Here is an 11,261-nt window from a genome sequence, read left to right as displayed (position 1 = left end):
TCGGATCCGTGGTGAAAGCATGCCTCGTGCTGCTCCACATGGAGCACCAGCGCACCACGTAGAGATCAACGTATGCACACAGCGTTGTTGCTACCAAAGGTGACGAAAGGTTACCGGGAAAGGTTCAGTGTGCACCGGTCCGGACCGGGTGCGCCTGCGCTAATATTCGGTTTCCCGAATGGGGGATGCCGGTATCGCTGTGCCGCCTCCGGGTCGGCGCACTGTAGGAGTATCCACCCGGCCGTGCAGCACCCCGCGTTGATCCCACCCGAACTGGCCGTGTCCGCATGGAGGTCTGCGTGAGTACCCGGATCGAGACGCTTGAATTCCAGGCCGAGGCCCGTCAGCTGCTGCAGTTGATGGTCCATTCGATCTACTCCGACAAGGATATCTTCCTGCGCGAGCTGATCTCCAACGCGTCCGACGCCCTCGACAAGCTCCGGCTCGAGTCGCTGGTCGACAAGGAGCTGCAGGTGGACACGTCCGACCTGCACATCGACCTCGAGGTCGACCGGGAGGCGCGCACTCTCACGGTCCGCGACAACGGCATCGGCATGTCCCGCGACGACGTCGTCCAGCTGATCGGCACCATCGCGAAGTCGGGAACGGCCGAGATACTCCGCAAGGCGAAGGAGGCCAGGGACGCGACGGGGTCGAAGGACGCCGCCGCGTCGCCCGAACTCATCGGGCAGTTCGGGGTCGGCTTCTACTCCACGTTCATGGTGGCGGACAGGGTCACGCTGCTGACCCGCCGGGCCGGCGCGAGCGGCGGCACGCGGTGGGAGTCCAGCGGCGAGGGCACCTACGTCATCGAGGAAATCGACGACGCGCCGCAGGGCACCGCGGTCACCCTGCACCTCAAGCCGGAGGACACCGAGGACCACCTGTTCGACTACACCGCCGAGTGGAAGATCCGCGAGATCGTCAAGCGGTACTCCGACTTCATCGCGTGGCCCATCCGAATGGCCACCGAACGCACGGCTCAGACCGCCACGGACGCGGACGAGGCCGACGAGGCCGCCACGGGCGGGGCCGGCGCGGCTACGACCAAGGTCCAGACGCTCAACTCGATGAAGGCGCTGTGGGCGCGCCCGCGCGACGAGATCGACCAGGCCGAGTACCACGAGCTGTACCGCCACCTCAGCCATGACTGGACCGACCCGCTCGAGATCATCCACATGAAGGGCGAGGGCCTCTTCGAATACGAGGCGCTGCTGTTCATCCCCTCCCACGCACCGCTCGACCTGTTCGCCCAGGACGGCAAGCGCGGAATCCAGCTCTACGTCAAGCGCGTGTTCATCATGGACGACTGCCAGGCGCTCATCCCGAACTACCTGCGGTTCGTCAAGGGCGTCGTCGACGCGCACGACCTGTCGCTGAACATCTCGCGCGAGATCCTCCAGCAGGACCGCCAGATTCAGCAGGTTCGCCGCCGGCTGGTCAAGAAGGTGCTCTCGACGATCAGGCACCTGCAGACCGACGACGCCGAACGCTACCGGACCTTCTGGAAGGAGTTCGGCCCCGTCGTCAAGGAGGGGCTGCTCGACGACGTCGGCAACCAGGAGGCGATCCTGGACATCGTCTCCGTCTCCTCGACGCGTGACCCGGAGCAGACGACCACCCTGCGGGAGTATGTCGACCGGATGAAGGACGGCCAGGACGACATCTACTACATGACCGGCGAGTCGCGGTTGATGGTCGAGAAGTCGCCCCACATGGAGGCCTTCCAGGCCCGAGGCTACGAGGTACTGATCCTGACGGACCCGGTCGACGAGGTGTGGGTCGAGCGGGTGGCGCAGTTCGACGGCAGGCCGCTGCGCTCCATCGCCAAGGGCCAGGTCGATCTCGACACGGCGGACGAGAAGGACAGCACCGAACCCGAGCGGGAACAGCAGAAGAAGGACTTCGCCGGGCTGCTGTCCTGGCTGGCGCAGACCCTGCGGGAGGAGGTGAAGGAGGTACGCCTGTCGTCCCGCCTCACCACGTCCCCGGCCTGCCTCGTCGGCGACACCCACGACATCACCCCGACCCTGGAGAAGATGTACCGCGCCATGGGCCAGAACGTGCCGCACCCCAAGCGCATCCTGGAACTCAACCCCACCCATCCCCTGGTGTCAGGATTGCGCAAGGCCCACGAGCAGCAGGACACGGACACGGCCTCCGACGTTCTCGGCGAGACCGCGGAGCTGCTCTACGGAATGGCGCTGCTCGCCGAGGGCGGCGAACTCGCCGACCCGTCCCGCTTCACGCGCATCCTCGCCGACCGGCTGGCGAACACCCTGTAGCGCGACGAACCCGACGAGCCCATACTCGCGCGGCAGGTCGGCCGGGACGGTGACGGTCTCCCGGCCGACGCTGCGCCGCGCGGCCACGTCTCAGGTCCCGGTCACGCACGCCCGGCCAGAGGCTTACGCCAGACGGAGATATGACTCTCGCTGTCGGAGATGAACGGGCTGCCGTCCCAGTCGGCATACCGGTTCTCCAACTCCAGGCCGGCCAGCTGCGCCATGAGGTCACATTCGGCTGGCCAGACGTATCGAAAACTGCCGGAGTCATAACGCACTGTCCCGTCAGCCTCGTGCCAGTAGTGACGGGAGGTGCACTGCTGCGTGGCGAGATCGTAGGTATCGAGCACGAGGTGTCTGTCACCAGTACTCACCGGGACCGCCCGCTGACCGGGAGGCAGGCGGCGTACCGGAGGCGTCCAGAGTTCAATGACAAAGCGCCCGCCAGGGCCGAGATGCCGAGCCGCGTTGCGAAAGCAGTCGACCTGCTCTGCCTGGGCACGCAGGTTGGAGATGCTGTTCCACACCAGAAAGACGAGAGAGAACTCCCCGGGAACAGTCGTCGTGGTCATGTCACCGACGATCACAGGCAGGGTCTCCTCATCAGCCTTGCGCCGCAGTTGGGCGACCATCGAGGCCGACAACTCGATTCCGGTCACCGGAACGCCGCGGGCGACCAGCGGGATGGCCACGCGACCGGTGCCGATGGCAAACTCCAACGCCGCGCCCGATCCGGCCAGACGTGTCAGGAAATCGACAGCTGGGTCGAGCACCTCCGGCGCGAACTTCTCGGCGAAAGTGGTGTCGTAACGTCCGGCCGTTTCCTCGTCCCACACCTCGCTGCTCGTCATGGCGCCGCAGGCTAACGGGCAGAACTCGGCTCTGTCGACCCGTTTTCCGCTCTCGGCTCGCCTGCCTGACGAGGCGACGCCAGCCGTGACGTCGTCGGCCGGCGAAGCGAAGTACATCCCCGCCGACGGCATCTCAGTCGATGGTGACGATGCTGCCACCCGCCGCCGGCCTGAAGAGATCCTGGCAGGTGAGCACGTTGCTGGTCACCTCGAAGACAGCGGCGCTGTTGGTGTTGTAGGTGACATGCTGGTGGGGTTGCACGGTGCTCGGATTTATTTCCTGCCGTGTGTTGTTCCGGTCACGCCAGTAGATGTGCACCGGTTCTGACCTCTCGTTGAAGAAGGTCATCGAGGTGCGCAGGGCGAGGTCGTCCGTCGACAGACTCCAGAACGACGTGCAGTTGGCGGGGGTCGACGTGCCGGCATCGAAGCGGAACGGCGTCAGTGCCGGGTCGGCGCTGGGCGGGGCTGTCGAAGTATGTGTGGGTGGGATGATGACCGGCGGGGTGTCTTCTGACCCGGAGCAGCCGTGGCCCATCGCCAGCCCGGCGGTGAGGATGACGGCGGCGGCGATCGTGCCGCCGGCCGCCCGCAGGATCGTCCAGCGTGACCCGCCGCCGGCAACGGCACCAGCCGCCGGCGTCGGGTTCTCCAGCCGGCCGACCGGAGAACCGGAAGGCCCCGTGCCGTAGCGGTCGGCGATCCCGCGCGAATCCAGCTGGTTACCCCGCCGGGTCGGCCCGGTCTGCCCACCTGGCCCGGTCCGTCCATCCCACCCGGTCTGTCCATCTGGCCCGGTCTGGAGGTGGGGCCCGGTCTGGAGGTGGGGTCCGGTCCGCATCGTCCCGCCGGTGCGAGGGGATGTGCCCGGTGAGACGGATGATGCGTGCGGCGCATACGGCGCCGTCGGCACGGACGGGGTTTCGAGGATCGCGCGGGTCAGCGCCTCGGGCAGCCAGCCGGGGTGACGTAGATCCGGGACGTGCGGCACCGAACCGGTGAGCCGGTCCAGCAGCTCGTCGAGGGTGGGACGCCGGGTCGGTTCCTTGTCCAGGCAGTCGTAGACGATGTCACGTAGCGACGTCGGCACCCGGCTGATCTCGGGCTGCCCGTAGACGACACGCATCAGCAGCTCGGTCATGGAACCGTGCCCGAACGGGCCGTGCCCGGTCGTCGCGAAGGTCAGGACCGCGCCGAAGGCGAAGACGTCCGTCGCCGGGGTCACCTCGGGCGGGAGAACCACCGGCGGGACCGGCCCGAGATGCCCGCCGCGCCGGACCGGCATCGGCATCGGCTCCGGGGCGCGGCCGGCCTGCTCGGGTGCCATGTACTCCAGGGTGCCGATCAGGCCGGCCGTGCGCGTCGTCACGTCGGTCTCCATCGAACGCACGATCCCGAAGTCGATGACCTTCGGTCCGTCCGCGGCGAGCAGGATGTTCGACGGCTTGAGGTCGCGGTGCACCAGGCCGGCCGCGTGTACCGCGGCGAGCGCCTCGATGACGCCGGCGCCGAGAGCGGCGGCCGAGGCCGGCGGCAGCGGCCCGTGTTCCACGACGGCCGTGAGCAGCGACGGTCCGCGGACGTACTCGGTGGCCAGCCACGGCCGGTCCCCCAGCGGGTCGGCGTCGACGACCGCCGCGGTGAACGCGCCGCTGACCGCGCGGGCCGCGGCGACCTCCCGGGCGAAACGGCCCCGGAACTCCGGATCATCCGCGTGCTCGGGAAGGATCATCTTGATCGCGACGGCGCGTCCCGCCCGTGACCTCGCCAGGAAGACCTGGCCCATGCCACCGGCGCCGAGGCGCCCGATGATCTCATACGTTCCCAGTCGCCGCGGGTCCTCGCCCTTCAGCACGTCCACTGTGCCCATCCCCTTCGAACGTTCCTGCCTGCCGGGTGCCGTTACTTCGCCAGTAATTCCGTGACGGCAATCCCGGATATCGAGGCGTCAGGAATCGAGCTGGCCACGCAGCCGAATGGAAGCTCGTCCGCGTGACCGTTCCGGCGGCGACTTCGGCCACCACCAGAATGCAATCGACGACGCCGGGAAACAGCGGGCAGATATGTGCGGTGCGGTGCGTGTTCACGCGGGGCCGGACGGGCAGGCACGCGCCACGCCGTTCAGCAATACGCACCGCCGGTTGCGAAACTTCGCAACCGGCCAGGTCACCGCCCGGGTACGGCCCCATCCGCGGCGCGCAGCGAGCGGGAGGAGCGCGGCCACGGCGCCGCTACGGGTCGCAGCCGACGCCAGTCGTACGGCGGATGGCCGAGCTTCACATGCCGACGGTCGTAGACGTTCGCGACCGCCCACGCGGACGCGCAGCCGACGATCGTCGCCTTGGCCAGCCGCCGCCCGGCGGACCGGCCGGGACTGGCGACCCCGGCGAACGCGGCCCCGACGACCAGGTGCCCCAGCGCCGGATACACCACCAGCTGGTGCCAGATCTTCGTCGGCGCCACAGCCTGCGCCGGCAGGTACAGTCCCGCGCGCACCTCCGCCCGCCACTGCCACAACCCGAACGCGAGCCAGGCCGCGGCCGCCGGGCCGCCGGCGACGGCCCGCACCGGCGCCGACGCCGACGCCGACGGACCGTCCGGGCACAGGGCGACACCGAGGCCCGCGGCGACCGCGAGCAGCGGGTCGCCATAGAGGAACGCGACGAACTCACCGTGCGGGGACAGCCAGCGCCGTTCCAGGATCCGGGCGAGCAGAGCCGGGACACCGGGGCTGACGGCGAGGCACCCGGCGAAGACCGTGAGCGGACCGGGGCGGCGCCCACCGGCGAACCCGGGCAGCGCCCTGGTGCTCATCGCCGGTCCGGAGCCCGGCTGAACAGCCGTTCCACGTCCGGTGCGCTGAAGAAGTCGGCGTGCAACCGGGCGAACGCGGAGACCTCCAGCAGGTTCGCACCCCGTTCGTCCGGCCCGGTCCCGGGGCCGAGGCGCCGGCCGAGCAGATCGGCCTCGATCTGGGCGACGACCGGTCGGCGGTCCGCGGTGAACTGCGACACGACCCGCTTGGAGACGTGCGCGGCCTGCGCGACCTGCGGTTCCCGGAAGTTGTTCAACAACGCCCGCCAGATCAGCAGATCGCTGGGGCGGGTGACGAGCCGGGTGAGCAGTGGCGCCGCCTTCTTGTAACGGCGGGCGGCCCCGTCCTCCGGCCGGTAGCCGGCCCGTAGCGCCGCCACGGCACGCCGGATCGGTTCGTGGCCCGCGGCCTTCGGCACCAACGTCCAGGTGTCCGGGAAGAACGTGAACACCGCCAGCAGGAACAGCAGCCGGTTGTCCTCACCGTCCGCGGTCTGGACGATGCTGGGAATCTCGTGTTCGGCCAGGCTACCCAGCGCGGCCAGCCCGCTTTCCGTCGCGCCCCGGCCGTAGTGCAGGTCGACGAACGCCAGCTGGAAATCGCTGTCCACCGCCAGCAGGTCGGCGAGATCCCGCGGGCTGCGGGTACCGACCACCTCGACGTCGCCGGCGTCGTCGAGGGCCCGCGCCATGTCCGTCTCGACGCCCAGGAAGTCGTCCACGACCATGATCCGTATCGTCACAAGCCTTCTCCCGCTCGGCGGCGGACGGCCCGCGGGGAACGCCAGCGGACGTGTACCTCGGTGCCCCGCTCGGGTCGCGGGTCGAAGGTGATCCCGCCGCCGTAGCGGTTCAGCTCCCAGTCGAGCAGGCGCAGGCTGCCGGCGGGGTCCTCGCCCGCGTCTGCGGGCATCCCCGGACCGTCGTCGGTCACGTCGAGGGTGAACCGGTGGAACCGGTCGTCGGTATCGAGGTCGAGGGCGACACCGACCTCGACCCGGGTCGCCCCGGCCTTCAGCGCGTTCATCACCAGGTCCGCGACAACCCGGCGGGCCAGCTGGTAGTCGGTGCCGCGCAGCGCGATGTCATGGCCGGCGACCAGATGGCAGCGGTGACGTCCACTGTCGGGCAGGATCCGCACGATCACCTGCCACAGCGCCGCGACGTCGTGGGCCCGAGCGGCGCCCCCCTCGGTGAGCATCTCCAGCCGGTTCTCCTCGACGACGACCAGCAGGTCACGCACGAGCACCCGGATCTGGGCCAGGTTCGGGTCCGGTCCCTCGACCGTGGTCGCGACCAGCCGCACCGCGTTCTTGGTCAGGCTGTGCAGGTCCTGCGCCGCACCCTTGCGGACAATGTCCTCCGCGTCGCGCACCGTCGCCACCGTGGCCGCGAGCAGCTGCTCGAAGCAGATCCACACGATCTCCAGGACGAACATGGCGCCGACCGCCGCCGCCCGCAGCACCACCGGCACCGCCGCCACCTCGGGTACCCACGGAACCGCGACGATGAGCACGACGAGGATGGCCAGCAGGCTCGGCATCAGCCGGCGCAGCACCCGCAGCACCCTCGGCGCGGGCTGGTCACTGCGGTCCGAGCCGATGATCACCGGGGCGTACGGGGCGTACCACCCGGCGTCGAGCAGCGCGTTGAGACCCACCAGCCAGGCGAAGGCGACCGAGGCGAGGACCCCCACCGACCGGGCGGAGACCGACAGCCCGGCCACCGGCCACGGCCCGGCGAACAGCAGCCCCGCGGCGACGACCCCGAACGCCTCCAGCAGACCGGGAACGTCGACGATGGCCCGTCCCCGGGTGCCGGCGAGATGCCCGGTCAGGCCCCCGGCGCCGGGCAGGCGTTCGAGGGCGTCGGTCAGTGCCGGCCGGGCATGCACCCCGGACAGCAGGCATCCGACGGTCACCAGCGCGAGCTGCCCGCCCGCCCGGGCCAGTTCGTCGGCGGGCAGCGTCGCGGCGGCGGCCCACAGGACCGCCAGGCAGCCCAGCCGGAGCAGCGAGGTGGTCCGGTGCTGCTCGTCGAGGGCCCGCAACGCGGTCACCCAGACGATGTCGGGCCGAACGGACCGGTCCAACCGCATCCTGTCTCCCCCGCCGTCACCGCCGTCATGTCGTCCTCCGCCGTCACGCCGTCAGCCGCCCGGACCGGCGGTCCGTCCCCGACAATCGCACCCGGGCCGGCCGTGACGAAAGCAAAACTTCGCAGGCCCGTGGAGGGTCGCCACCTGGTCCGGCGGCGCTGCCCGAGTCACCCGCAACCGCAATCAGACGGAGCGACCCGACGGCGATGGGGCAGCCGGTTGGCTGTCCGCCCTGCTGCAGTCCCTGACCGGCCACGACCAGCACACCGGGCACCCTCCGGGCCGTGGACCCGGCGCCCACCCGGCACGACAGCCGGGCTCTCACCCTGCCCAGACCTCGAAAACCCCGGCGACCCGCGCAGAGAAAGAAGATCAGAAAATCCAGTAACATTCAACTCGTCGGGCGGTTGACGGACATGTCCGTCAACCGAAAGACGCACCTTCCGAGGCGATGGGCGCGGGCGAGGCTGTCGGCCAGAATCCACCGGCGCATGTTTTGGGAACCGTCTTACGGGGGATTTCCTATTCACACACACAGGCACGGGGGAGGCGCGATCATGGGGTTCAACAGCAGTGCGACCGTCTACGTCAGCAATGAGACCGGAGGGCATGCGTACATATCTTTCTCGCATGAGTACAGTGACGACGGCCCCCAGGTCTGGACGGGGCCCATCCTGCAACCCGGAGGCAACGCGGGGCCCCTCCAGATCGGCTTCAACACCGGATTTCTCTACACTGGCCTGGACTACTGGTTCTGCGTGGCGCACGTACTCGACGGACCGAGCCCCGGGATCTACGCCACCGAGGGTTCACTCGACCAGCCGATCGACGAGTGCGAGTGCGAGGCCGTGGACAACGGCACGACAATCTACTGCCCCGTCACCACGGAGAACTTCACCATCGCGCTGAACTCCGGGCCCTGCGGCTATCAGATGTACCAGCAGCCGCCCGAGGCACTCCACGGAAAACTCCGTTCCGAGAGGAAGAAGTCGGCGGCGCGATAGCGACGGCGGCATGGATCCAGGCGCCGGAGATCGACTCCGCGGGTGGATCGAGACGCACTCGGCGGATTTCAGACCCGACCTGCGATCGGGTCTGAAATCCTTCGGGCAGGTGCGGGCGTTCGGAGAGCTGTCGATGGTGCTGTGGGCTCTGACTGGTCCTCGGCACCGAGCGGCCGGCAGCCGGTACGCCGCCTGGGCCCAGGACGTCGCGGCCCAGCTCTGGCCAGACCTCGAGGTGGTCGGAGAACATCTTCCCTGGGACGATCTCCCACAACATCACCTGCGAGACCTGCTCGTCATGTTCCCGGTCCTGGAGGAAGTTACTCATCGGCGATCACGGTTTCACGACAAGGTCGTCGAGGTTCTCGGCGGCGGCTTCGGGACGGTACCCGCGGAAGACCTCAAAATCGCTTTTGCGCGAGATACTGCCGGGCTCGGCGACTGCCGCCCGGCAGTCACCCGAGAACTGGCGGCAGAGTTGTCGGCGTGGCCCGGAACCGGCGCCGCGGCGAAGTCATCATGGCTTTACACCATCACACACATGATTTTTTATGCGACGAGGTTCGGCGCTCGCGAGGTCTCCTGGCCGGCTGCCTTCCCCGCCCCGTTAGGTTGTGTTCTCGGTTCGTGTGCCGCGGCGCGTCTCGCCACTCGTGACTATGACATCGCCGCTGAGCTCCTGGCCAGCATCGCATGGTCCGGTTCCGGTATCTCCGCCGCTTTCCTGACCGGAGTCTCCGCTCTGGCCGCGATTGCGCAGGAGCAGGGCAGCGTACCCGTGCGGCCGCCATCCGCCGACGGCGCCGAGCCAGGGTCCCGGTCCGGGCCCGGGTTCAAGGACAGGTACCACGCGACCATCGTCACGCTCGCCGTTCTCGCGGAGGGTGAACTGGCGACGGGAACCAGGGCCCAGGGCAGCTGATTTCAAGCCGCCGCCAGACCGACGAATCTCGCTCTCCACGCCGAACTGGAATGCGTAAGGGGATGCCTCACCGGATGCGAGGCGGCATGACCAGTGAGCCTTATCGCCCACAGGCCGGCAGCAGCTCACAGGGATCACACAGGAGTGGCACAGGGTCTGCGCAGGCGTGGGGCCGACCTTGAGGACATGACGCTGCTGCCGACCGCCGACACCACCACCACCACTGCCGCCGCCACCCGCGCCGTGTCGCCGCGGTTGTACTCATCGATTCCGGCCATCCATTCCTCCGCCGCAGGCGCCGACAGCCATGATGGTCGCGTCGCCCGGCGAGCGACGCGACCGAATCCGCGAGCTGCCGGTCCGGACCATCCCGTCCTGGACATGGTGGTGCCGGTCTACAACGAGGAACGGGATCTCGGGCCGTCCATCCGGCGGCTGCACGCCTTTCTCCTCGAACGGTTCCCGTACCCGTTCCGGATCACGATCGCGGACAACGCCAGCACCGACGGGACCCTGGCGCTGGCCCGCCCCCTGGCCGCCGAGCTGCCCGGCGTCGCCGTCACCCACCTTGAGCTCAAGGGGCGGGGACGGGCGCTGCACGCAGTGTGGTCCGCCTCGGACGCCGACGTCCTCGCCTACACCGACGTCGACCTGTCGACCGACCTCAACGCCCTGCTCCCCCTGATCGCGCCGCTGATTTCCGGGCATTCCGACGTCGCCGTCGGCAGCCGGTTGAGCCGCGGGTCACGGGTGGTGCGCGGGCCGAAGCGGGAGATCATCTCCCGTTGTTACAACTTGCTGCTGCGCCGGACGCTGCGGGTGCGGTTCCGCGACGCGCAGTGCGGCTTCAAGGCGATCCGCGCCGACGTTGCCGCGCACCTGCTGCCGCACGTCGCCGACACCGGCTGGTTCTTCGACACCGAGCTGCTCGTCCTGGCCGAACGCTGCGGGCTGCGGGTGCACGAGGTGCCGGTGGACTGGGTGGACGATCCGGACAGCAGCGTCGACCTCGTCGCCACCGCGCTGGCCGACCTGCGGGGCATCGTGCGCGTTCGCCGCGCGATCGCCAGCGGCACCGTGCCCGTCGCGCACCTGCGCTCCTGGGTCGGCCGCGGCCCGCTCGACCAGGGCTCCGCCGCGCCGCTCGCCGACCAGCCGCCCTACCCGGACGTCACCCCGAAGCATCGGCCCAACCAGCACGACCAGGGCATCCGCGCCACTCCCCCGGTCGCCGATCGGACGACCGCCGATCGGACGACCGCCTCGGCTGGCGCCGGCACCCCGCGC

9 protein-coding genes are annotated in these 11,261 nt (G+C 69.3%); 4 read left to right on the top strand and 5 right to left on the bottom strand.

Translation table 11 applies throughout. The features are described 5' to 3' along the window. The first annotated feature begins 299 nt into the window (after window positions 1-299). On the top strand, window positions 300-2,285 hold the full coding sequence (htpG, locus tag NBZ85_RS19770) for a molecular chaperone HtpG (RefSeq protein WP_261557946.1): 1,986 nt from the start codon (window positions 300-302) through the stop codon (window positions 2,283-2,285). Window positions 2,286-2,386: 101 nt separating this feature from the next. Here htpG and NBZ85_RS19765 read toward each other — a convergent pair whose 3' ends face one another. The 5 genes from NBZ85_RS19765 to NBZ85_RS19745 all read right to left on the bottom strand — a co-directional run bounded on the left by NBZ85_RS19765 (window position 2,387) and on the right by NBZ85_RS19745 (window position 8,048). Continuing rightward, window positions 2,387-3,136 carry a class I SAM-dependent DNA methyltransferase gene (locus NBZ85_RS19765; protein WP_261562383.1) on the bottom strand — a complete coding sequence of 250 codons (750 nt, stop codon included), beginning with the start codon at window positions 3,134-3,136 and terminating at the stop codon, window positions 2,387-2,389. A 133-nt stretch (window positions 3,137-3,269) separates the two neighbouring features. Next, window positions 3,270-5,006, bottom strand: coding sequence for a serine/threonine-protein kinase (locus NBZ85_RS19760; RefSeq protein WP_261557948.1), 1,737 nt, complete (start codon window positions 5,004-5,006; stop codon window positions 3,270-3,272). Window positions 5,007-5,302: 296 nt separating this feature from the next. After that, entirely contained in the window at window positions 5,303-5,950 is a 648-nt protein-coding gene (locus tag NBZ85_RS19755) for a hypothetical protein (protein WP_261557949.1), read from the bottom strand. Continuing rightward, window positions 5,947-6,678: a hypothetical protein gene (locus NBZ85_RS19750; RefSeq protein ID WP_261557950.1), complete on the bottom strand. Its 732-nt coding sequence runs from the start codon at window positions 6,676-6,678 to the stop codon at window positions 5,947-5,949. Before NBZ85_RS19750 ends, NBZ85_RS19755 begins: the two co-directional genes overlap by 4 nt. A gap of 11 nt (window positions 6,679-6,689) precedes the next feature. Then, window positions 6,690-8,048 carry an ATP-binding protein gene (locus NBZ85_RS19745; RefSeq protein ID WP_261562382.1) on the bottom strand — a complete coding sequence of 453 codons (1,359 nt, stop codon included), beginning with the start codon at window positions 8,046-8,048 and terminating at the stop codon, window positions 6,690-6,692. Window positions 8,049-8,605: 557 nt separating this feature from the next. Between NBZ85_RS19745 and NBZ85_RS19740 the strand changes: the two genes are divergently transcribed. From NBZ85_RS19740 to NBZ85_RS19730, 3 genes are all read left to right on the top strand, one after another. Then, window positions 8,606-9,052, top strand: coding sequence for a hypothetical protein (locus NBZ85_RS19740; RefSeq protein ID WP_261557952.1), 447 nt, complete (start codon window positions 8,606-8,608; stop codon window positions 9,050-9,052). A gap of 10 nt (window positions 9,053-9,062) precedes the next feature. Further along, window positions 9,063-9,974: a DUF6895 family protein gene (locus NBZ85_RS19735; RefSeq protein ID WP_372517757.1), complete on the top strand. Its 912-nt coding sequence runs from the start codon at window positions 9,063-9,065 to the stop codon at window positions 9,972-9,974. A 144-nt stretch (window positions 9,975-10,118) separates the two neighbouring features. After that, the coding region (locus NBZ85_RS19730; RefSeq protein WP_261562380.1) for a dolichyl-phosphate beta-glucosyltransferase at window positions 10,119-11,261 on the top strand (1,143 nt) is incomplete at its 3' end.

The organism is Frankia tisae (assembly GCF_025403405.1).
Taxonomy (GTDB): domain Bacteria; phylum Actinomycetota; class Actinomycetes; order Frankiales; family Frankiaceae; genus Frankia; species Frankia tisai.
The sequence above is the reverse complement of the archived record's forward strand: the minus strand, read 5'-3'. Positions and strand labels throughout refer to the sequence as shown.

Coding starts and splice junctions, on each gene's coding strand:
- NBZ85_RS19765 (WP_261562383.1), bottom strand. CDS start 3,136: ATGACGAGCAGCGAGGTGTGGGACGAGGAAACGGCCGGACGTTACGAC.
- NBZ85_RS19760 (WP_261557948.1), bottom strand. CDS start 5,006: ATGGGCACAGTGGACGTGCTGAAGGGCGAGGACCCGCGGCGACTGGGA.
- NBZ85_RS19755 (WP_261557949.1), bottom strand. CDS start 5,950: ATGAGCACCAGGGCGCTGCCCGGGTTCGCCGGTGGGCGCCGCCCCGGT.
- NBZ85_RS19750 (WP_261557950.1), bottom strand. CDS start 6,678: ATGGTCGTGGACGACTTCCTGGGCGTCGAGACGGACATGGCGCGGGCC.
- NBZ85_RS19745 (WP_261562382.1), bottom strand. CDS start 8,048: ATGCGGTTGGACCGGTCCGTTCGGCCCGACATCGTCTGGGTGACCGCG.
- NBZ85_RS19740 (WP_261557952.1), top strand. CDS start 8,606: ATGGGGTTCAACAGCAGTGCGACCGTCTACGTCAGCAATGAGACCGGA.
- NBZ85_RS19735 (WP_372517757.1), top strand. CDS start 9,063: ATGGATCCAGGCGCCGGAGATCGACTCCGCGGGTGGATCGAGACGCAC.